Source organism: Streptomonospora halophila, from assembly GCF_039542725.1.
Taxonomy (GTDB): domain Bacteria; phylum Actinomycetota; class Actinomycetes; order Streptosporangiales; family Streptosporangiaceae; genus Streptomonospora; species Streptomonospora halophila.
Window position 1 is genome coordinate 83,699 of the sequence record NZ_BAABIK010000008.1, and the last position, 22,285, is coordinate 105,983.

Below are 22,285 nucleotides of genomic sequence, written 5' to 3' on the forward strand. Positions count from 1 at the left end.
CCATGGGACTCAACCTTCCCCAGCGGCGGCGCGCCGCCGCGACCGGCGGGCCCGGCGCCGCCGCCTCCGCCAAGGCGGACGCGGGCGCGGAGTCGCAGTGGCGGCTGATCGGCCGGCGCTTCCGCCGGCACCGGCTGGCCATGTTCAGCCTCGCCATCGTGTGCCTCATGGCCCTCGTGGGCGTCTTCGCCGAGTTCGTGGCGCCCACCTCCACCGGCGAGTACAGCGCCGAGCACACCTACGCGCCGCCGCAGCGGCCGCACGTCGTCGACACCTCCGGCGGCGGCGTCGACCTGGGCTTCTACGTCCACGGCTACGACTCCACGCGCAACCAGGAGACCCTCGCCCGCGAGTACACCGTCGACGAGTCCGAGAAGATCGAGCTCGGGTTCTTCGTCGAGGGCACCCCCTACCGGATGTGGGGCGTGATCCCGGCCGACACCCACCTGTTCGGGCCCACCGACCCCGACGAGCGGGTCTACCTGCTCGGCGCCGACCGCAACGGCCGCGACATGCTCTCGCGCATCGTCTACGGCACCCGGGTGTCGCTGTCGATCGGCCTGGTCGGCGTGGCCCTGTCGTTCGTGCTGGGCGTCGTTCTCGGCGGCGTCTCCGGCTACTTCGGCGGCCGGCTCGACACCGGCATCCAGCGCGTCATCGAGTTCACCATGTCGATCCCCACCATCCCGCTGTGGATGGGCCTGTCAGCCGCGGTGCCGCGCGACTGGGGGCCGCTGACCACCTACTTCGCGATCACGGTGATCCTCTCCCTGATCGGCTGGACCGACCTGGCCCGGGTGGTGCGCGGCCGCTTCCTGTCGCTGCGCGAGGAGGACTTCGTGACGGCCGCCCGGCTGGACGGCTGCGGCCGCTCGCGCATCATCCGCCGGCACATGCTGCCCTCCTTCACCAGCCACATCGTGGCCTCGCTCACGCTGGCGATCCCGATGATGATCCTGGCCGAGAGTGCGCTGTCCTTCCTCGGACTGGGGCTGCAGCCGCCGGTCGTCAGCTGGGGCGTGCTGATGCAGGAGGCCCAGAACATCCACTCGATCGCCGGCGCCCCCTGGACGCTGCTGCCCGGGGTCGCCGTGACGGTGGCCGTGCTGGTGCTGAACTTCGTCGGCGACGGTATCCGCGACTCCGCCGATCCCTACCAGTAAGCAGGTGCGACAGATGGCGACCGGTACTGACCCGGACGTGCTTTTGGAGGTGCGGGGGCTGCACACGCGGTTCCGCACCGACGGGGGCGAGATCCCCGCCGTCGACGGGGTGGACCTGACCATCCGCAGCGGACGCACGCTGTGCGTGGTCGGCGAGTCCGGCTGCGGCAAGAGCGTCACGGCGCGCTCGATCCTGCAGCTCGTCGAACCGCCCGGGCGCGTCACCGGCGGTCAGGTGCTGCTGCACGCCGGAGGCTCCTCCGGCGCCGCAGCGGCGCCCCCGTCCGCCGAGCCGCTGGACCTGGCCGCGCTCGACCCCAAGGGCGGGGACATCCGGCGGGTGCGCGGCCGCGACGTCTCCATGATCTTCCAGGAGCCGATGGCGTCCCTCTCGCTGGTGCACCGTGTCGGCAACCAGATCGGCGAGGCGATCCGCGTACACAACCCCGTCAGCAAGAAGGAGGCCCGGCGCATCACCGTCCGGCTGCTCGGCCAGGTCGGCATCCCCAACCCCGAGCGGCTCGTCGACGTCTACCCCTTCCAGCTCTCCGGCGGCATGCGCCAGCGCGTCATGATCGCCATGGCGCTCTCCTGCGAGCCGCGCCTGCTCATCGCCGACGAGCCCACCACCGCGCTGGACGTCACCACCCAGGCCCAGATCCTCGACCTGCTCGCCGGCCTGCAGCGCGACCACGGCATGGCGATCATGTTCATCACCCACGACATGGGCGTGGTCGCCGAGATCGCCGACGACGTCGCGGTGATGTACCTGGGCAAGGTCGTCGAGCGCGGCAGCGTCGACGACGTCTTCCACGCGCCCAAGCACCCCTACACGCGCGCGCTGCTGGAGTCGGTCCCGCGCATGGGCGGCCCACGCCGCGATCGGCTGCCCGCCATCCGCGGGTCGGTCCCCGACCCCGCCGACCGCCCCTCCGGATGCGTCTTCCGCGACCGGTGCGACTCGTTCATGCCGGGGCTGTGCGACACCGTCGAGCCGCCGACCGTCGAGACCGGAGGCAGCCAGGTGCGCTGCCTGCTGTACGGCGGCGCGGAGCAGGCTCCGACCGCTCCGCGGGCCGGCGCCGCCGACCGCGCCGACCCCGATCCCCGCCCCCGAAAGGAGGCCGCCGATGTCGACGCCGACTGACGCCGACCCGGCCGCCGCTGCCGCGGCCGGAGGCGCCGCCGGCGCCGCGACCGCGCCCCTGCTGGAGACCCGCGACCTGAAAGTGCACTTCCCGCTGCGCCGCACGAAGGGGCTGCGCCGCTCCACGACCTGGGTGAAGGCCGTCGACGGCGTGAACCTCGCCGTCGGCGCCGGCGAGACCTTGGGAATCGTGGGGGAGTCGGGGTGCGGCAAGTCCACGCTCGGCTCGGCGGTGCTGGGGCTGCGCCCCGAGGCGCGGGGCGAGGTCCGCTACCGCCTGGCCGAGGGACCGGTGATCGACGCCGCGCGCCTGGCGGGCGATGACGCGAAGGCCTACCGCCGCGAGGTGCGCATGGTCTTCCAGGACCCCTTCGCCTCCCTCAACCCGCGCCTGACCCTCATGGAGATCGTCGGCGAGCCGCTGCGGGTCCTCCACGGCGTCACCGGTTCCGAGCTGGAGGACCGCGTCACCGACCTCCTGCAGCGTGTGGGGCTGCGGCGCGAGCACCTCAACCGCTACCCCCACGCCTTCTCCGGCGGCCAGCGCCAGCGCGTGAGCATCGCCCGCGCCCTGGCTCCGCAGCCGCGGGTGGTGGTCGCCGACGAGGCCGTGAGCGCGCTGGACGTGTCGGTGCGCTCCCAGATCCTCAACCTGATGCAGGACCTGCAGGACGAGATGGGCCTGACCTACCTGTTCGTCTCCCACGACCTGTCCGTGGTCGAGCACGTGTGCGACCGGGTCGCGGTGATGTACCTGGGCCGGATCGTGGAGCTCGGCCGCACCGCCGAGCTCTACGCCGCCCCGCGCCACCCCTACACCGAGGCGCTGATCTCCGCGGTGCCGGTCCCCGACCCGCGGGTGCGCGGCGGCCGCGAGCGCATCCGCCTGCGCGGCGAGCTGCCCGACCCGGCGGACGCCCCCGGCGGGTGCCCCTTCCACACCCGCTGCGCCTATGCCACCGATCGGTGCGCGAGCGAGGTCCCCCCGCTGCGCGAGGTCGCCCCCGGCCGCATGGCCGCCTGCCACTACGCCGAGGAGCTGACGCTTTCGGGCGCCGGCTGACCGATCCGCGCCTCGCTCCGGTTACCCCCCGCACAGAAACGGAGAACCCCATATGAACGTACGAGACGACCGGCGACTACCGCGCCGGCGCGCATTGGCCGTGCCGAGCGCAGCCACAGCCCTCGCGCTCGCCCTCACCGGATGCGGCTTCTTCAGCCTCGACCCCGAGGAGGGCGGTGAGAGCCAGGCGAAGGCCAACGGCCAGGCGCCCGAGCTCGCCGAGAAGGTGGAGGCCGGCGACCTGCCGCCGCTGGAGGAGCGCCTGCCCGAGGAACCCATGGTGGTCGAGCCCCACCAGGAGATCGGCAGCTACGGCGGCACCTGGAACAGCGCCACCCTGGGGATCGGCGACTGGCCGTGGCTGGGCCGCACCGTGGGCTATGAGAACCTCATGCGCTGGAACACGGAGTGGACCAAGGCGATCCCCAACCTCGCCGAGAGCGTCGAGTACAACGACGACGCCACCGAGATCACCTACACCCTGCGCAAGGGCCTGAAGTGGTCCGACGGCGACGACTTCACCTCCGAGGACATCGAGTTCGCGCTGAACGACGTCTTCAACAACGAGGACCTCACCCCGGTCGCCGCGACCGACCCCGGGCGGGTCGAGGTGGCCGGCGACACCGAGTTCACGATCAAGCTCAGCGACCCCAACGCGCTGTGGGCCGCCCACGACCTGCTGCAGTACCAGATCGTCAACAAGCCCAAGCACTACCTCAAGAAGTTCCACATCAAGTACAACGAGGACGCCAACAAGCTCGCCAAGGAGCAGGGCTACTCCGGCTGGACCGAGCTGTTCGAGGTCAAGGCCGGTGTCAACGACTCGGCCCTGACCTGGCAGAACCCCGACATCCCGACCATGTACGCCTGGAAGGTCGAGCAGCCGCTGGCGGACTCCGGCCGGATCGTGCTCAAGCGCAACCCCTATTACTGGAAGGTGGACACCGAGGGCAACCAGCTGCCCTACATAGACCGCGTCGTCTTCGACATCGTCAAGGACGAGGAGGTCATGCTCACCCGCGCTCTCAACGGCGAGTTCGACTTCCACTCCCGCCACTTCAACACCCCCGAGAACCGGCCGGTGCTGGCCGAGAACCGGGAGGCGAACGGCTACCACTTCATGGAGCAGCGCCCCTCGGAGATGAACACCAACATGATCTCCTTCAACCTCACCCACAAGGACGAGGACATCAGGGAAATCTTCCGGGACAAGGACTTCCGGATCGCGATGTCGCAGGGCATCAACCGCAAGGACATCATCGACGTCGTCTACCAGGGCCAGGGTGAGCCGTGGCAGGGCGCGCCTTTGCGGAAGTCCCCGTTCTTCAACAAGGAGCTCGCCAAGCAGTACACCGGGTTCGACGTCGACGAGGCCAACCGGCTCCTCGACGAGGCCGGCTACGACGAGCGCAACGGGGACGGCGTCCGGGTCGCCCCCAACGGCACGCCCCTGAGTTTCACGCTCTCCGCGCCGGGGGACTTCCGTCCCGACATCATCGACTCCATGGAGATGGTGGTCGACATGTGGAAGGAGCTCGACGTCGACGTCGAGCTGCAGGTCGAGGAGCGCACGCGCTGGCAGGACCGCCGTGAGAACAACGAGCACCAGATCAACGTGTGGTCGGGCGACTCGGGCCTGCTCGACGCCATGTACGACCCGCGCTGGTACGCGCCCCTGCACAGCGGCGAGTCCAACTTCGCCATCCCGTGGGCCCAGTGGTACGCCTCCGACGGCACCGACCCGCGCGCGCAGGAGCCGCCCAAGGACGTCAAGGCGCACATCGACATGTACCGCGAGGTCATCGCCGAGACCGACAGCAAGAAGCGCACCGAGCTGATGAAGGACTTCCTGGCCGAAACCCAGGACCAGTTCTACGCGCTCGGGATCAGCACGCCCCAGCCCGGTTACGGCATCGTCGCGGACAACTTCCGCAACGTCCCCGACTCCCTGCCGTACTCCTCCGTCTACAACACCCCCGCACCGGCCAACCCCGAGCAGTTCTTCATCGAGGAATAACCCCGCACCACCCCCTCCGCGCGCACGGGCGGGCCCGGCAGGCCCCGCCCGTGCGCGCCGCGGCGCGGGCGGACCGCCCACGGGAGCCGGCCCGCCCGCGCCGCGGCCCGACCGCAGCCCACGAGTTTTGGACCGCCCCAGGAGGCGCGATGACCACCGAGCAGCCCGACGACGCCCAGACCCCGGCGCAGCAGGCGGCCGCGGGCGGGGCCGAGCCCCCCGCACACGGCCTGGGCCTGGTGCACGAGCACGACCGCTCCCTGCGCGTGACCTACGGCCCGACCGAGCTGGTGCGCTACGTCTACAAGCCCTGGGACGCCCAGTTCGAGTCGCCGCGCCCCTACTTCCACCCCATCCGCACCCTCGGCGGCGACGCCGTCAGCCTGTACCGGCCCCACGACCACGTCTGGCACAAGGGCATGGCGTGGTCGCTGCCCAACGTCGGCCCCGCCAACTTCTGGGGCGGGCCCACCTACGTGCGCGACCGCGGCTACCAGCAGCTGCCCAACGACGGCTCGATGCGCCACGCCGGGTTCGACCTGGTCAGCACCGCCGGCGGTGAGATCGCCGTGGGAGAGCGGCTGGAGTGGGTCACCGAGCAGGGCCGGACCTGGTTCTCCGAGCGGCGCGGCTTCCGCGTCAGCGCCGACCCCGCGCGGTCGAGCTGGACCCTGGTGTTCGAGACCGAGTTCACCAACCTCACGGGCGAGCCGGTGCCGATCGGCAGCCCCACCACCCAGGGCCGCGAGAACGCCGGCTACGGCGGGCTGTTCTGGCGCGGCCCCCGCTCCTTCAGCGGCGGGCGCGTCTACACGCCCGAGCAGGAGGGCGGCGACGACCTGATGGGCGTGCGCGCGCCGTGGATGGGCTTCGCTGGACGCCACGACGGGCACGACGGGGCCTCCACCCTCGTGTTCGTGGACGCGCCCGACAACTCCGGCCACCCGGTGAAGTGGTTCGTGCGCTCGGGGATCTTCGCGACCGTGTGCCCGGCGCCGTTCTTCGACGAGGAGGTCGAGGCGGCACCCGGCGTCCCGCTGTCCTACCGCTACGCCGTGGTGATCGCCGACGGCGACCGCGAGCGCGGCGGCAGCGCGGAGCTGGCCGAGCTGGGCCTGGCCGAGCTCGGACGGCCCGGGCTGCACGCCCGCGCGGAGGCGGGCGAAGGCGCGGGAGGCGGTGGCGCCGCCGCCGGGACCGCCGGCGCGGCTGAGGCGGGCGCGCGATGACGGCGCCGGAAGCGGCCGCCGCGGGGCACGCCGGCGCGATACCCGGGTTCCCCGGCGGTACGGCGGTCTCGCACCTGCACGTCTACGACTGGCCCGCTCCCGACGGCCTGTCCGGGGGTTCCCCGCACCTGCACACCGCCTCCACCGAGGGGTACGTGGTGGTGCGCGGCGAGGGGGTGCTGGAGACCCTCAGCGGCGCCGGCTACACCCGCACCCCGCTGGGGCCGGGCACACTGCTGTGGTTCACGCCGGGCACCGTGCACCGGCTCGTCAACGTGGACGGCGAGCTGGAACTGCTGGTGGTCATGCAGAACGCCGGGCTGCCCGAAGCCGGCGACGCCGTGCTGACCTACCCGCCCGACGTCCTCGCCGACCCCGACGCCTACACGCGCGCCACGGCCATCCCCGCTTGGACCGGCTTCGCTGACGCGGCCTCGGCCCACGCCGCCATGGCGTCCGCAGCCCGGCAGCGCCGGGACCTGGCCGTCGAGGGGTACGTGCGGTTGCGCGAGCGGGTGCGCAAGCAGGGCCCCGGCACGCTGGACGAGCTGTACGGGGCGGCGGTGGACCTGGTGCGCGACAAGGCGGCCGGCTGGCACCACCACTGGGAGCGCGGCCCCCGCCTCCAGGCCGAGACCACCCGCCGCCACATCGGCGGACTCGCCGAAGGCGACGGCGCGCACCTGCGCGAGTCCGCCGTCTACACCGCCGACTCGCCGCCGGGGCCCCGCCGTACCGGCATGTGCGGCCTGCTCAAGGTGTGGGACCTCGACGGAGCCCACCCGGTGGGCTGACCGGCGCGGATCGGGGCCGCGCCGCAGAGGCCTCCGGCCGACCGGCCGGAGCGGGCGCTCGCGAGGGATGCGGCGACGGGGCACGGGGGCACGAAGCGCCGCGCCCCGTCGCCGGGGTGCCCCGGAGCGGGCGCCGACGCGGTCGTGGAAGGACCGGACGGGGGAAGCAAGCGTGGCGGGGGTGCCCGCGGGTTCGGCGAGGGCGGCCCGGCGGAGCGCCCCCGTCGCCGCGACCTGCGGACGCGCGCCCAGGCGGGATTTCGGGCCGCGCGTGGTCCGCGGGTGCCGGATCCGGCCGTGCGGGCGTGATCCACTGAAGCGCAGGCGCCGGTGGCGGGTGCGGCGCCAGTCTTCGCTTAGGGAGCCGGCTGCTCTTGGGCCGGTGCGGTGGCCTGTCGGCCGGCGGGCTTATCGCGTGCGGCGGTGCTGTCGGCGTGCGGCCGGTCCACCGGGAACGCGGAACCGGAACGGCGCGTTCCACCGCTGGGCATCGGCATCCCCGCGGAACGCGGGATTCGGGCGTGCGGCAATGATGACACTGGGCCAACCGCGCGACTCTCCACGGTGACCGAGGCGCTAGTGTTGCCATCGACCGAGGAACCTCTCGCGAGGCGGCGCCGAGACGCGCTCGGAGCCGAGGAGGCAGCCGATGTGAACCTTTGTTGCACGTTGCCGAACCGCTCCGCGGTTCCCGCGCATGCGCCGCCCGCCGCCGGGCCCCGACCGCCCGGCGCCCCCGACGAGCCGGGCGGTGGCCGCGGCAGACCGCGGCGGCGAGCCGACCTCTGAACCCGGGGGCTGGCCGCCTCATGATCATGTTCACGCCCCGGTGATCATGAGACGGCCGCCCGTCCCGACACCTGTGCCCTCCCGACCGGACTCTCGCCCGGCCGCCGTCCTCGGAAGGCCCGGCGGCTCCCCTCGCGGGAGGACCGCCGGTCGGTGCCCAGTCTGCGCCTTTCGCTCCTCGACCGTGAGGCCGGAGCCGCCGCGCGAAGAACGCCCGACTCCGCGCTGACTGCCACCAGCCTGGCGGTCGGCGGCTGCGAAACGGTTGGGACGCGGTTGAGGTCGCCGGTCGCCTGGTCTCAGGATGCCGAAGGCGGTCCTCGGACCCGGCCCGGACGGGTGGGACAGCCACACGGTGGGGCGTGCGACCACCCGACCCCGGCGGGGCGGGCCGCGCACGCAGCGGCCGCACCGCCTCCGAGGAGTTGACATGGACTTCGAGGTCCTCGGCCCGCTGCAGATCCGGGTGGACGGCGGATACGTGCGTCTGCCGCCCAAACCCGCCGCCCTGCTCGCCGCGCTGCTGAGCCGGCCCGGCGTGGTGGTCGCCGACGACCGGCTGATCGACGCCCTGTGGCCCGACAACCCTCCGCGCTCGGCCGGCAAGAGCCTGCAGATCTACATCCACCATCTGCGCCAGGGGCTCGGCGACGAGGCCGTGATCGAGCGCGCGGGAGCGGGCTACCGGCTCGCGGTGGACCGCGTGCGTGTCGACGCGCTGCGCTTCCTGGACCTGGCCGAGCAGGCCGAGCGCGAACTGGAGAGCGGGCGGTCGCGCGAGGCCGCCCGGATGTTCGCCGAAGCGATGGGGCTGTGGCGCGGTACCGCGTTCGCCGGGCACGAGACGCTCCCGTTGATCCGCGAGGAGGCGGCGCGCCTGGACGAGCTGCGCCAGCGGGTCGCCGAGACGCGGTTCGACACCGAGCTCGCGCTCGGCCGCCACAGTGCGATCGCGGCCGAGCTCAGCGCGCTCGTGGCCGAGCACCCCTTCCGCGAGCGGCTGCGCGCCCAGCTCATGCTCGCCTATTACCGGACGGGCCGCGCGAGCGAGGCGCTGGAGGTCTTCCGCGAGGGGCGCGAGCTTCTCGTCGAGGAGTTGGGCATGGAGCCGGGCCGGGAGCTGGCGGCGCTGGAGCAGGCCATCCTGCGCAACGATCCGGGGCTGGACGAGCCGGCCGGCGCGCGGAGCCCGGGCACCCGTTGGATTCCGGACGTTCCCGCCGCCGACAAGGAACCGGCCGACCGCGGTCCGGACACGTCCGGCGCCCTGCGGCAGCAGGGGGAGGCCGCCCCGGACGGGCCCGAGCCGCGGCGGGAGGCGGCGGCCGCCGAGCCCGCACCCCGACCGGTGCCGGCCCAGCTCCCGCCCGCCGTCGCCGACTTCACCGGACGTGACGAGCAGGTCGCCCAGCTGCGCGCCGCCATGGGCGCGCCCGCCGGGTCCGAGGACGTGCGCCGCCCCGTCGCGGTCTCGGCTGTCTCCGGCATGGGCGGGATCGGCAAGACCGCACTGGCCCTGCGCGTGGCCCATGCCGGCGCGGCCGACTTCCCCGACGGGCAGCTCTTCGCCGACCTGCGCGGCGCCCAGGAGGCGCCCGCCGACCCCGCTCAGGTGCTCGCCGGCTTCCTGCACGCCGTGGGCGTGGAGGGCGCGGCGCTGCCGGAGCCGCTGGAGGAGCGCTCGGCGCTGTTCCGGAGCATGCTGGCCGGACGCCGCATGCTGGTGCTCCTGGACGACGCGGAGTGCGAACGGCAGATCCGCCCGCTCCTGCCGGGCACGCCGGGCTGCGCGGTGCTGGTGACCAGCCGCGCCCGGCTGACCGGGTTGGAAGGGGCCGACCTCGTCGACCTGGACGTTTTGCGGCCGGGGCAGTCGGTGGAACTGCTCGCGCGCATCGCCGGGGAGCAGCGGGTGGCCGCCGAACCCGGGGCCGCGGCGGAGATCGCGAGTCTGTGCGGGCAGAGCCCGCTGGCCGTCCGCATCGCCGGCGCGCGACTGAAGGGCCGCCCGCAGTGGCCGCTGACGCGGATGGTGCGGCTGCTGGGCGACGAGCGGCGCAGGCTCGACGAACTCGCTGTCGGCGACCTCGGCGTGCGGGCGAGCTTCGCACTCAGCTACGCGGGGCTGGACGACCGCACCCGCCGCGTCTTCCGGCTGCTGGGCGCGCTGGAGGCCGAGGACGTGGCCGCGTGGACCGCCGCCGCGCTGGCCGGCATCGGCCTGGACGAGGGCGAGGCCGCCGTCGAGGACCTGGTCGACGCCCAGCTGCTGTCGGTGGTCGGCACCGACGGTACGGGGCAGCCGCGCTACCGCATGCACGACCTGGTCCGCCTGTTCGCCCGCGAGCGCGGCGAGGAGGAGGACGCCCCCGAGCAGCGCGAGGCGGCGGTGCAGCGGGCACTGGGCGCGTGGCTGTGGCTGGCGGAGCAGGCCACCGAGTACATCCCCGGTGTCTGCTACGCCACGATGCACGGTCCGGCGCCGCGCTGGCCGCTGCCCGCAGCCGAGGCGACGCTGCTGCTCAGCGAGCCGATGGCCTGGTTCGACGCGGAGTCGGCGGCGATGGTGAAGGCAGTGGAGCAGGCCTGCGGCCTGGGCTGGCACGAGGTCGCCTGGGACCTCGCCGGGTGCATGGAGAAGTACTTCGACGTGCGCGGCCGCTTCGACGACTGGCGCCGCACCCACGAGCCGGCCATAGCGGCATGCCGGGCTGCGGGCGACGTGCGCGGCGAGGCCGTGCTCCGCCGCGGCCTCGCCGACCTGGTCACCTGGCAGAGCGGAGAGGCGGGAGGCGACGGCGAGGGCGGTGGCGGCGCCATGGGTACGCTGCTGGGCCTGGCCGAGCAGGTGTGGGACCTCTTCCAGCAGTTGGGAGACCGGCGCGGGATGTCCGACGCCCTGGTCATGCGCACCTGGGCGGAGGTCTCGCGGGGCACGCCCGAGCAGGCGCTGCGCACGGCCGAGGCGGCGCTGGAGCTGGCGGAGGGGGAGGACTACACCGGCGGCCGCGCTCGCTCCTACCAGGTGATGGCCGTGGCCGCGCACGGCATGGGGCGGCCCGTGCAGGCGGTCGAGTACCTCCAGCGGGCGCTGGAGCTGGCGCGGCTGCTGGGCAACTCGCGGTTCGAGGCCACCGCGCTGCAGTTCCTCGGCGCCGCGCAGTGCGAGGCGGGGGACCTGGAGCAGGGCAGGGCCAACCTCGAAGCGTCCCTGGCCATGACACGCGCGCTCAGCGACCGCTACGCGGAGGCGTTCTCCCTGCTCTACCTGACACGGCTGCACCTGGCCATCGGCGACCCGCAGGCGCTGGCCACGGCCACCGAGGCGGCGGACCTGAGCCGCCGCTACGGGATCAACCACCACCTGGCCGACGCCCTGGGACTGCTCGGCCGCGCGCTGCTGGAGGCCGGGCGCGCGGACGAGGCGGTGCAGGCCCTGGAGGAGTCCGTGGCCGTATGGCGCACCCGCGGCTGGCTCGCGTTCCTCGCCGAGAGCCTGCGTAGTCTCGCCCGCGCCTACGACGCCACCGGGAACCGCGATGCCGCAGCCCGGGCCGAGCAGGAGGCCGGCGAGCTCTCGACGGGTTCGGCGGGCGCGGCGTGCGCCGAGTAGCGAGTAGGCGGTGCGGTCGGCTCGGCGGCGTGCGCGGTGCGCCGGGGTGCGCGAGGTGCGCGGGCTGTCTGGGCGCGGGGGGTGCCTGGTTGCGACGGGGTGCACGGGGTGCGGCGGGCCGGCGGTGCAGCGGGGCGTCGGCCCATCGAGTCGACGGTCGCGGAAGCGGGCGCATCCGCTCCGCATGTGATGCACACTGCATCCCTCGGGGCCGAGCCACCGGGAACATCCGGTAAACTGGAAGGCGCAGGGGGAGGACGAATCTCCTGCCAGGCGGCGATTCCGCCGCCTCTTCAGCGCCATTAGCTCAAGTGGCAGAGCAACTGACTCTTAATCAGTGGGTTCAAGGTTCGAGTCCTTGATGGCGCACCCCTTCTTCGCAGGTCAGTGGCCCTTTTGGGGTCAGGAGGCGCCCGACGCCACGGGCGCCGAGCAGACCCGCGACCACCATCGACTGACCGAGTCCGTTGCCTTCGGCATCGCCGTGTTCTGCGGAGCGTGCCCGGTGCGCGTCCGCGAGGCGTCCTCGCCGAAGCTCACGTCGCGGACGTGGTGGCGCGCCTCGATCCGCCAGTGCCTCCGCACCAGCCCCGCCAGCGCCGCAGCCCCGATGCGCTCGGCCGGCAGGCTCGTGACCAGGTAGGCGTAGGTGCGGGCGACCTTCCCGGTGGCCACCTCGCGCACCCACCGACGCACCCGCGCCACCTGCGCGATGTGGGAAAAGCGATGCGCGGCGCGCTGAGCACTGTGATCGTGCGCACCTCCTCGCGGTCGTGCGCCCGCTCGCGGGTGGCCTCCAGCACCGGAGCCTGCGCCCACGGAAGGGCCTTCACCTGCGAGAAAAGCGTGGGCTGGTTGGCCTTCGCGGTGAAGAGGTAGCCGGCCTCGCGCTGGGCGACCAGGTAGCGGGCGGGGGATCGCTGGGTGCGGAGCGCGTCGGCCGTGACCACCCACCCCGCGGTGTCCAAGGGCGCCGGCACCTCGGCCAAGGCGGCGATCTCGCTGGTCTTGTCGCCCACCCGCACCTGGGCGCGGGGGTGTGCCCGGCCGGGGTCATCGCGGCCAGCATTTGGGCGGCCGGAGAGGTAGCGGTGTGCGAGCCGCGTAGGGCTTTGCCGTCGACGATCAGCACGGCGGCCTGCTCGGCGGCGCTGAGCCGGCCGAGTACGGCCGGGTCCAGGGCGGTGATGACGCGGCGGACTGTGGCGGAGCTGGGAGTCTGGCGCAGTCCCAGAGCCGCGCAGGTGGTGCGGGCGCCCTCCAGCCGCGACTATGAAACAGCCGTGCCGCCCTCCGCCGGACGACGCGGGAACCCCCATCCTCGACGCAGCACGCTTCCCGAGGGCGCTGTTCTCAGCAGCACTCCTCTGCCTTCAGGAGACACGGGATCACCTCCCTGCACCGGCGACCCGCCCTATCAGGAGTTACGACGAACTTCCGAATCACGGAATCGGATATTGCGGAATGTTTCCGGAACTTGCTTGACGTCGAGAGCGTTATCGCTCACATTCGGCGGCAAGGGCAGCGATGCCCCCGACCTTCCGGGCGGGTCTGTCGCGTCGGAGTCACGTCCAGATACGCGTCAGACCACACGGAGAAATGTGAGCGCTAACATCCCCCAATTCAGGCCTAGGACTCGCACCGGCCCCTCCGGGCGGACCGTGCAGCCCAGGCTTCGAGAGGAAGGACCGTGTCTACGTTGAGTAGGTTTCCGATCGCGCCGCCCTTGCGACTGCGAGGGCTTCTGCGAGCCGTCATCGCCGGCGCGATGGTCATGCTGGTCGGCAGCGCCGGCACCTTGGTCGGACCGACAGCGGCAGCAGCCGCGACGGTCGACACGAACGCGTCATACGTGCTGGTGAACCGCGAGAGCGGCAAAGCGTTGGATGTGTACAACCGGGCCACCGACAACGGGGCGCGGATCACCCAGTGGGCCCGGAACGACCAGCACCAGCAGCAGTGGCGGTTCGTCGAATCCGGCGACGGTTACTACCGTTTGCAATCACGGCTTTCGGACAAGGTGCTCGACGTCTACAACTGGTCGACCGCCAACGGTGCCGATATCGTCCAGTGGACCGACTACGACCAGGCCAACCAGCAGTTCCGGTTGGAAGACTCGCCCGGCGGCTACGTCCGGTTGATCAACCGGCACAGCGGCAAAGCCGTGGAGGTACAGGGCGCATCGCACGCCGACGGTGCCGACATCGTGCAGGCCGACGACTCGGGTGGCGACCACCAGCAGTGGCGACTCGTCCGGGTCGACGACGAGGGGGCGGACGACACGTGCGCTCTTCCCTCGGCGTACAACTGGTCGTCGATCGGCCCGCTGGCGCAGCCGAGGCAGGGATGGGTTTCGCTCAAGGACTTCACCCACGCCCCCTACAACGGCCGGCATCTCGTCTACGCGACGAACCACGACACGGGATCGTCGTGGGGCTCGATGAACTTCGACCTCTTCGACGACTGGGCCGGCATGGGCTCGGCCGCCCAGAACCCGATGCCCTTCGCCGCCGTCGCGCCGACTCTCTTCTACTTCGCCCCAGAGGACATCTGGGTGCTCGCCTACCAGTGGGGCGGACCCGCCTTCTCCTACCGGACGTCGACCGATCCCACCGACGTGAACAGCTGGTCGCAGGCGCAGACCCTCTTCGACGGAAGCATCGGCGACTCCCCCACAGGCCCCATCGATCAGGCGCTGATCGGTGACAGCACGGACATGTACCTGTTCTTCGCCGGGGACAACGGCAGGATCTACCGGGACAGTATGCCGATCGGCGACTTCCCGGGCAGCTTCGGCTCGACCGAGACGACCGTCATGTCCGACAGCACCAACGACCTGTTCGAAGGGGTCCAGGTCTACAACGTCGAGGGCCAGGACCAGTACCTCATGATCGTCGAAGCGATCGGCGCGCAAGGAGACCGCTACTTCCGCTCGTTCACAGCCGACAGGCTGGACGGCACGTGGACACCGCAGGCCACTACCGAAAGCAACCCGTTCGCCGGCCAGGCCAACAGCGGCGCCACCTGGACCGATGACATCAGCCACGGTGAACTGATCCGCAGTAACGCCGATCAGACCATGACGGTCGATCCCTGCAACATGCAGTTCCTCTACCAAGGGCGCTCGCCCGACTCTGGCGGCGACTACGGGCAACTGCCGTATCGGCCGGGTCTGCTGACACTGCAGCGCTGACAGGCGGTGTCGGACTGGGGTCCGGCTCATCGCCGGTGGCGGCGTCGAGCGCGTCCTGACACGAGAGGGTGCGGTGGCGTGGGTCGAATCCGGAGCGCCGCCCTGCGAAGGCAGGATCTCGGGCGGCTCCACCCCCGGGTGGAGCCGCCGTCCGGCAGCCGGTCCGACCGGCGCCGCCGCCGCTCGCGTACACCGCTAGGCGGTAGCTCCGCTTAGCCGGCCCGCCGGGCCGGGGTGCGCCCACACGCCCGGACCGAACGCCATCGGTCCGGCCCCCGGTCCGGCGGCGCGGGCGGGGGCACGAGCGAGTGTGCCCGTCGCCGTCGCGGCGCACGGGACCACCCGCGTGCGCAGGGAGCGCGCGAACACACTGCTTCTTCTCCGAAGGCAGAGGCCCTCCCTCGCCCTCATCCGTGCGCGGGACCTTCCAGTGAGCGGTCATTGCCGCCTGCTGCAGCTCCGGTCCACTCCCGCGTGCGCGGGGCCGGGCGGGGTGGAACTCCCGCGGCCCAACCGCAGGCTGATCGCGGCCGTGAGTGCGAAGACCCCGGTCTGGTAGAGCATCGCGTGCCAGAACGCCTCGCCGGATCCCGCGGCGGGCGCGAAGTAGGCGAGGGACACCAGCGTGATGCCGACGGACCCGCCGAGCTGCTGGGCGGTGGGCAGCAGCCCCGAAAGCGAGCCGGCGGTCTCCGCGGTCGTGCGCGCCAGCACCAGGGAGAACACCGAGGCGGTGAACAGCCCGAACCCCGCGCCGCCCGCAACCAGCAGCGGCGTCACCGTCCAGGGATCCGGCGCACTGTCCGCCAGCGGGGCCAGCCCCGCCATCACCGCGGCCAGCGCCAGCGCGGACACCGTCAGCAGCCGCGGGCCGTGGCGGCGGGCCAGGAGCGGGGCGCACCGGCTGCCGACGACGGCAGCGGCTGCGAACGGCGCCGACAGCACCGCGGCCCCCAGGGCGGAGTAGCCCGCGGCCTGCTGCAGGTGCAGGAACAGCAGGTAGGTGAACGACGGCACGCCGGCGTTGAAGACGAGCACCAGCAGGATGCCGGATCGCGCGGTCCGGTCGCGCAGGGCGGCGGGATGAACCAGCGGGTTGGCGCCGCGGCGCTGGGTCGCGGCGAAGCAGACCAGCACGACCGCGCCGCCAGCGAGACTGCCCAGGGCCCACGGCGGCCATCCCGCATCCGGCCCGAGGGCGAGAGGAAGGATCAGCATCCCGAACCCGGCGGTGGCGAGAACCGCGCCGGCCGCGTCGATCCCCTGCCCGGGTGCAGGACGCGAACTCGGGAGCGCCCGCGCCCCCGCCAGGGCCGCCAGCGCCACCGGAACAGTCACCAGGAAGATCGGCCGCCAGCCCGACCCCAGCAGATCCGCACCGATCAGCAGCCCGCCCAGCAGCGGTCCGGCGAGTGAGGCCACCCCCATCGTCGCCCCGTACAGTCCCAGCGCGTGCGCCCGCCGGTGGGCGTGCATGGACGTCTGGATGATCGAGAGAACCTGGGGAGCGACGAGCCCGCTGCCCGCGCCCTGCACGAGGCGGGCCGCGACCAGCACGGCCGGGGTTGGAGCGAACGCGCACGCTGCGGAGGCGAGCGCGAAGAGGGCCGTGCCGATCGCGAAGAGGCGGCGGTGGCCGTAGCGGTCACCGAGCCGCGCCGCGGTGATCAGCAGGCACGCGTAGGTGAGGGTGTAGCCCGCGAGCACGAGCTGTACCTCGCCCGGCCCCGCAGCCAGGCCGCGCTGGATCGCCGGCGCGGCCACCTGCGCGATCGTCACGCTCAGCAGCTGCACGAAGGTGGCGCTGAGCACCACGGGCAGCACGAGCTTCGACTCGGCGGGACCGGTGGCCGCGGTCGCAGCAGGCGGGTTCGCGGCGTTCATGAGGACCGGACGGAGGTGAGCGCGGCGGCCAACTCGCCGGGGCGCGCGGCGAAAGGGCTGTGGCTGCCCGGCAGCGTCCGGACCGTGAACGGGTTGTCGGGGAACGCGGCGTCGGCCTCGGCGATCATCAGGTCTTGGACCGCGGCGGGCAGTGACCGGTCGTCGGCGCAGCGCAGGAATGTGCGCGGGAGGCGGCCCCAGCCCTGCGGGGTGAGGACGACCGGGCTCGACGGGACGGCCATCGGCAGGTCGGGACTCATGGCCGTCCGCCACCGGTCGAAGCGGTCGGCGGGTGTGTCGTGGTAGTGGGTCCGGCGCAGCTCCTCGACGTAGTCCGGGTCGGTGGAGACGGGGTTGATCCGCAGTGCGCCGACCTCGTCGGGGTCGGCGACGGGCAGGCCGCCGCCGAGGGCGCCGGCGTTCTCGGGGGCGGACAGGTAGTCGTAGAAGCGAGGACGCCCGCCCGGGACGAACGCGGACAGGTAGACGGTGCGGTCGACCAGTGCGGGGGCGCGCTCCGCGGCCAGAGAAGCCGGACCTCCGCCTGCGCTGTGGGCGACGAGGACCACATTGCGGGCGTGCTCGCGCACCCCGCGCAGGGTCTCCAGCACCGCGTCGGCACACTCGTCCATCGTCACCGCGGCCGACCGCGACTTCTCCGTGCGCAGCCCGGGCTGCTTCGCCGCGAGGTAGCCGCTGGGCAGCGGAGCGGCGAACCCGTGGCCGGGCAGGTCGAGCGCGACGCTGGACGCGCCGAGGGCGGCGAGGGAACGCTGCGTGGGCCCCCAGTGGGCGGCGCCGTGCCAGGCTCCGTGCACGAGTACGAACAGCGTATCCGTCGGTGCGGCTGTGAATGTCATGTCCTCAGTCCACACGCGTGGGCATCGGCCATGTCCTCGTATAGTCGACAGCGGAACCCAAGATATCCACGAGGTATCACTCGCCCCGTGAGGAGTCGGTATGGAGGCGCGGCACCTGCGCTACGCCGTGGCGCTCGCCGACCACGGGAGTTTCCGCCGGGCCGCGGCGGCCGTCGGGATCGCGCAGCCGCCGTTGTCCAAGCAGATCGCGGCCCTGGAACGCGAGGTCGGGGCCCGCCTGTTCGACCGGACCGCACGGGGCGTCGTCCCCACGGCCGCGGGTGACGCGTTCCTCACCAGGGCGCGCCGATCGCTGGCCGAGGCCTCGGCCGCCGCGATCGACGCCGCGCGGGCGGACCGCGGGGAGACGGGGCGGCTGAGCCTGGGGTTCGTCGCCTCCGCGCTGCTGGACCCGCTGCCGGTCGTGCTGAGCCGGTTCGGAGCGCAACGGCCGGACGTGCGCCTGGTTCTGCACGAGATGTCGACGAGCCGGAGCACCTCTGCACTGGTCGCGGGCGAATTGGATGTGGCCGTCGGACTGGGGCCGCCGCGCGGAACGGGCGCCGAGTCGCTGGTTTCGGTCACCATCGGCCGAGACCGTCTGGTAGCCGTGGTGGCCCGCACCCACCCCTACGCGGGACAGCGGACGATCACGTCGGAACAGCTGCGCAGCCAACAGCTCATCGTCGCGCCGGGCGAGGACGAGCCGGCCGTCGCCGTCGGGTTGCGCCGGCTGCTCGGCCCCGAGTCGTGGACGCTGGAGGCCGCAACGGTCGCCAGAGACGTGCACACCATCGCCGGTTTGGCCGCGTGCGGAGTCGGAGTCGGCCTGGGCCCCTCGCGGATGCGGCTGAACGCGCGGCCGGACGTCTGGCTGTGCGACGTGGCACCGCGCACACAACTGCCCGACCTGACCCTGTCGTTTCGCGCCGGCGACCGTTCCCGCGTGCTGGATTCGTTCTTGAACACGGTTCGGGACAACTGCCCCGACGTCGGCCGCGCGCTCGACCAGCGGCTGGAACGCAGCACTGCTTCCGACCCCGAACCGCCCCGTCGCGGAGACGGCCCCGGGCGGGATCGCTGAGCGCGGCTGCACGCACCCGATCGAGTCGCCCCGCCCGAATCCGCACCTTCCCGACCGGCTCGGGCGCGGCCACCGTCTCTCGCACCGGCGAGCCGGCACGTCCGGGATCCGATTCTCCTGCTACTTTCCGCCCGCGCCCGCATGTGTCGGTGTGCGAAGAGCGCTCGGCACGCGCCCCCCGCACACCGGTGTCAGACGAACGGGAAGGCGACCAGCACCACGATGGCCATGAGTGCCGCCCCTCGGGTCGTCCAAACGAACACCGTGGCCAGGCGGGGAGGCAGGGCGTCGAGGCGGTTCCGGCCCCGCTGCCGCCAGACGATCTCCGGTTTGACCAGCACCGCTATCTGCGCGACCACACCGACCAGCACGAACAGGTGCATCGGGTCGAGCACGGCGTCGACGATCCCCGCCATCACCGGTACAGCACCGCGAACACGGCGACCATCAGGCTGGTCGACAGCAGGGAGAGGCGCAGGACCCACATCGTCCCGGATGAGGGTTCGGTCCCACTGTAGATACTGGACCGAAGGAGGCGCCACGTCGGCGTGAACATCAACGCGATCGCACAGGCGATGTAGAGCAGCGCGAAGATGGTCAGCGGATCGCTCAGTCCGCTCATGAACTCGTCCACGGAAGTCTCCGTCCCTTGTCGGTGTCCGGGGCGTAAAACTGGCTTCCAGGGGAGCGGACGTACGCGTGCCCCGACCGGTTCCCGAACGATTCCGCCGCGACGGACTACGGCCGAGATCGATGCCGTGGCCGGCCTGCTGGCCGGCATCGACATTGCCGGGTGCGTGACCGGGACGCTTCGCCCGCGTGGTCCGGGTACGCCGCAGCCAAGACGTGACCTGCACTGATCCACCATCGGACATCCGCGCCACGCCGGCATCGCCTTGCCCGCACCGGATCGCCGATCGAACCGCCCCGGCCGACGTCGCCGACGGCGTCCATGCAGGCTTCAGTGCGTCCCCGCGCGCGTCGAGCAAGTATCACCCCTGATAGAGGAGCGCAGCCGACCGGGGCTGTGTGGTGGGCTGATTCAGTTGATCCGGTAGCGGGAGGCGAGTTCCGGGCTCTGTCCGCCGAAGGCAGCGAGGTCGGCCTGGAAGACGGCGTCGAGGAGGCCGGCGTCTTCGACGCCCGGGGCGCAGACCACTTCGCCGAGTTCGAGGCCGCGCAGGCCGGCGGTGACGACGTCCTCGGCGGACATGCGGGGCACCACGCTCATGTCCAGGCCCTGGCGCGTGTGGAATTCGGTGGCGACGACGCCGGGGCACAGCGCCTGGACCTGGACGCCGGTGTCCTCCAGCTCGGCGCTGAGGGTCTGGGACATGGCGACGAGGTGGGCCAGGGCGCCGGCGTAGACGGCGCGACGGGGCATGACGGACTTGCCGGCGGGACCGCTGAAAGCGATCATCCCGGCCACGTTGATGATCTTTCCTTCGCCGCGTTCCTGCATGCCCGCGACGGCGGCGCGGGTGAGCATGGTGGGGGCGACCACCTTGACATGGACGAGTTCGCGGGCCTTGTCGGCCGGCAACTCGGCGAGCGGCATGTAGTGGGCGACGCCGGCGTTGTTGACGAGCATGGTCAGCGGCTCACCGGCGCAGAGCTCGGCGACGGTGTCGACGCCGATGTCGGTGGACAGGTCGGCAGCGACTGTGCGGACCTTGACGCCGGTGTGGGTGGCGGCGAACTCCTCAAGGCGCTCCTTGTTGCGGCCGACGATGATCAGCTCGTAACCGTCCGCGGCGAGGCGTTCGGCGAATGCCTTGCCGATGCCGGAGGTGGCGCCGGTGACGAGGGCGAGCTTGCTCATGAGTGCTGTTCCTTTCGGGTGTCGGCCGAAGTGGCCGGGGTGCGGCCCTGGTGGAGCCAGGTGAGTTCGGCGCGGTACTGCTCGGCGACGGCCTCGGGCTGGTCGTCACCGAGGTGGTGGTCGCCGACGGAGAACGTCGTCGTCGGTGCGCACGCACAGGCAGACGATGTCGCAGTCGGCAGCTGGCTCACCGACCCTGTCGTGCTGCTGGTGGGGAAGCTGACCGAGGCCGTCCAGGGAGGCAGGGTGCCGGGCGCAGGCGCGCAGGGGAAGCCCCGCTTATGCGATCGCGGTGGCCATGGGCAGGCCCGGGTCACCCGGCCCGATGAACCCCACGACGGACCGTTCCTGTGGTCGTGGTTTGTCATGCTTCCACGGTCGGCAGGAAACGGATGATTAGGTAGTACACCCATTTTCATGGGAACGGCGGTACCAGGACAGGTGAACGTCTCTCTTGCCACAATCGAGGGCATGGCGACCACAGAACTCGGCGCGGCCCTGCGTCACTGGCGCGACCACGTCTTGCCCCAGGCCGTCGGCCTGTCCGCGGGCGGACGCAGGCGCACCGCCGGGCTGCGCCGCGAGGAACTGTCCCAGCTGGCCGGCATCTCCGCCGACTACATCATCCGGCTGGAACAGGGACGCGCCACCAACCCCTCGCGCCAGATCGTTGAAGCCCTCGCCTGCGCCCTGCGACTCACTCAGGACGAACGGGACCACCTCTTCCGCCTGGCCGGCCTCGCCCCACCGCGCCCCGGCACGGTCCCGCAGCACATTACCCCCGGTGTCCACCGCATGCTGGACCGGCTGACCGGAACACCGGTCGCCGTCTTCGACGCCGCCTGGAACCAACTGCTCGCCAACTCCCTCTACACGGCACTCATGGGGGAATGGCACGGCAACGACCTCAACGCGGTCTGGCGCAACTTCCTCAACCCGTACAACCGCGTACGCCACACCACCGAATCGAAGGGTGCACTCCAAGCGGCGCAGGTCGCCGACCTGCGCCGCACCGCCGGCCTCTACCCAGACGACGCGCACCTGCGTTCCCTCATCGCCGAACTACGCGGCCGCAGCACCCAATTCGACAATCTGTGGGAATCCGCCGCCGTCGGCGAGCACGAAGCCGGCCGCAAGACCATCGACCACCCTCAGGTCGGCGCCCTCACCCTGGACTGTGACGTCCTCAGCGTCGCCGGCAGCGACCTGCGCATTATGGTCTACACAGCTCAGCCCGGCACCGAAGGCGCCGACCGCCTTGCGCTCCTTTCCGTGATAGGGACGCAGCTGCTCACCGGATGACCGACCGAGGGCCGCACCGTCCGCAGCTGTGGACTATTCGAGACCGCCACCGACGACGAAAGGCGAGCCGGCCACGGTCGTCTGATCACCAAGCGTTGCAGTCATCACTCTGAGCTACGTGTTCGTTCGCCGTAGCTATGCGAGCTCAGGGCCGTACGGCCGGCCACAAGACGACCGGGCCCCACTACCGATTCAACTCGCTGAGCTTTCCTCTACCTGCGTATTTGCTTGACAACACTAGATGACGGCAGCGGCGGGCTTTCAGCGGGCGATCGCGGCGGCATACGTCAGTGTTCCGATACGGCGCCCAGTTCTTCTGTCACCG

General features: G+C 72.0%; 16 protein-coding genes and 1 tRNA gene. 11 read left to right on the forward strand and 6 right to left on the reverse strand.

The features are described from left to right. Positions 1 to 2 precede the first annotated feature (2 nt). From ABEA15_RS09150 to ABEA15_RS09185, 8 genes are all read left to right on the forward strand, one after another. Positions 3 to 1,163, forward strand: a complete 1,161-nt coding sequence (locus ABEA15_RS09150; RefSeq protein WP_344143449.1) for an ABC transporter permease — start codon at positions 3 to 5, stop codon at positions 1,161 to 1,163. Between the two features lie 13 nt (positions 1,164 to 1,176). After that, positions 1,177 to 2,310 carry an ABC transporter ATP-binding protein gene (locus ABEA15_RS09155; protein ID WP_345556279.1) on the forward strand — a complete coding sequence of 378 codons (1,134 nt, stop codon included), beginning with the start codon at positions 1,177 to 1,179 and terminating at the stop codon, positions 2,308 to 2,310. Next, entirely contained in the window at positions 2,294 to 3,373 is a 1,080-nt protein-coding gene (locus ABEA15_RS09160; RefSeq protein WP_345556280.1) for an ABC transporter ATP-binding protein, read from the forward strand. Before ABEA15_RS09155 ends, ABEA15_RS09160 begins: the two co-directional genes overlap by 17 nt. A 52-nt stretch (positions 3,374 to 3,425) precedes the next feature. Then, positions 3,426 to 5,390: an ABC transporter substrate-binding protein gene (locus tag ABEA15_RS09165; protein ID WP_345556281.1), complete on the forward strand. Its 1,965-nt coding sequence runs from the start codon at positions 3,426 to 3,428 to the stop codon at positions 5,388 to 5,390. Between the two features lie 149 nt (positions 5,391 to 5,539). Further along, a complete protein-coding gene (locus ABEA15_RS09170; RefSeq protein ID WP_344143445.1) occupies positions 5,540 to 6,619 on the forward strand; it encodes a DUF6807 domain-containing protein in 1,080 nt (359 codons plus the stop codon). After that, the gene (locus ABEA15_RS09175) at positions 6,616 to 7,413 is read left to right on the forward strand and encodes a cupin domain-containing protein (RefSeq protein ID WP_345556282.1); all 798 of its coding nucleotides are present in this window, start codon (positions 6,616 to 6,618) and stop codon (positions 7,411 to 7,413) included. The genes ABEA15_RS09170 and ABEA15_RS09175 overlap by 4 nt, the downstream gene beginning before the upstream one ends. A gap of 1,219 nt (positions 7,414 to 8,632) precedes the next feature. Continuing rightward, on the forward strand, positions 8,633 to 11,815 hold the full coding sequence (locus tag ABEA15_RS09180) for an AfsR/SARP family transcriptional regulator (protein WP_345556283.1): 3,183 nt from the start codon (positions 8,633 to 8,635) through the stop codon (positions 11,813 to 11,815). A 296-nt stretch (positions 11,816 to 12,111) separates the two neighbouring features. Then, positions 12,112 to 12,184 (forward strand) — tRNA-Lys (locus ABEA15_RS09185). A gap of 33 nt (positions 12,185 to 12,217) precedes the next feature. On the opposite strand, the gene ABEA15_RS09190 is transcribed toward ABEA15_RS09185, so the two are convergent. Further along, positions 12,218 to 12,511 (reverse strand): hypothetical protein, encoded by a 294-nt coding sequence (locus ABEA15_RS09190; RefSeq protein WP_345556284.1) that lies wholly within the window; start codon positions 12,509 to 12,511, stop codon positions 12,218 to 12,220. A gap of 1,072 nt (positions 12,512 to 13,583) precedes the next feature. On the opposite strand from ABEA15_RS09190, the gene ABEA15_RS09195 reads away from it, so the two are divergent. Then, the gene (locus ABEA15_RS09195; RefSeq protein ID WP_345556335.1) at positions 13,584 to 15,008 is read left to right on the forward strand and encodes a non-reducing end alpha-L-arabinofuranosidase family hydrolase; all 1,425 of its coding nucleotides are present in this window, start codon (positions 13,584 to 13,586) and stop codon (positions 15,006 to 15,008) included. A gap of 438 nt (positions 15,009 to 15,446) precedes the next feature. On the opposite strand, the gene ABEA15_RS09200 is transcribed toward ABEA15_RS09195, so the two are convergent. Both ABEA15_RS09200 and ABEA15_RS09205 read right to left on the reverse strand, forming a co-directional pair. Then, on the reverse strand, positions 15,447 to 16,892 hold the full coding sequence (locus tag ABEA15_RS09200) for an MFS transporter (RefSeq protein WP_345556285.1): 1,446 nt from the start codon (positions 16,890 to 16,892) through the stop codon (positions 15,447 to 15,449). Further along, positions 16,889 to 17,752, reverse strand: a complete 864-nt coding sequence (locus ABEA15_RS09205; protein WP_345556287.1) for an alpha/beta hydrolase — start codon at positions 17,750 to 17,752, stop codon at positions 16,889 to 16,891. The genes ABEA15_RS09200 and ABEA15_RS09205 overlap by 4 nt, the downstream gene beginning before the upstream one ends. A gap of 100 nt (positions 17,753 to 17,852) precedes the next feature. Between ABEA15_RS09205 and ABEA15_RS09210 the strand changes: the two genes are divergently transcribed. Further along, positions 17,853 to 18,836 (forward strand): LysR family transcriptional regulator, encoded by a 984-nt coding sequence (locus tag ABEA15_RS09210; RefSeq protein ID WP_345556288.1) that lies wholly within the window; start codon positions 17,853 to 17,855, stop codon positions 18,834 to 18,836. Positions 18,837 to 19,027: 191 nt separating this feature from the next. On the opposite strand, the gene ABEA15_RS09215 is transcribed toward ABEA15_RS09210, so the two are convergent. The 3 genes from ABEA15_RS09215 to ABEA15_RS09225 all read right to left on the reverse strand — a co-directional run bounded on the left by ABEA15_RS09215 (position 19,028) and on the right by ABEA15_RS09225 (position 20,658). Further along, on the reverse strand, positions 19,028 to 19,252 hold the full coding sequence (locus ABEA15_RS09215; RefSeq protein ID WP_345556289.1) for a hypothetical protein: 225 nt from the start codon (positions 19,250 to 19,252) through the stop codon (positions 19,028 to 19,030). Beyond that, positions 19,252 to 19,470 carry a hypothetical protein gene (locus ABEA15_RS09220; protein WP_345556290.1) on the reverse strand — a complete coding sequence of 73 codons (219 nt, stop codon included), beginning with the start codon at positions 19,468 to 19,470 and terminating at the stop codon, positions 19,252 to 19,254. Before ABEA15_RS09220 ends, ABEA15_RS09215 begins: the two co-directional genes overlap by 1 nt. 408 nt (positions 19,471 to 19,878) lie before the next feature. After that, positions 19,879 to 20,658, reverse strand: coding sequence for an SDR family NAD(P)-dependent oxidoreductase (locus tag ABEA15_RS09225; RefSeq protein WP_345556291.1), 780 nt, complete (start codon positions 20,656 to 20,658; stop codon positions 19,879 to 19,881). 471 nt (positions 20,659 to 21,129) lie between these two features. Between ABEA15_RS09225 and ABEA15_RS09230 the strand changes: the two genes are divergently transcribed. Then, a complete protein-coding gene (locus ABEA15_RS09230; RefSeq protein WP_345556292.1) occupies positions 21,130 to 21,960 on the forward strand; it encodes a helix-turn-helix transcriptional regulator in 831 nt (276 codons plus the stop codon). Positions 21,961 to 22,285: the final 325 nt, after the last annotated feature.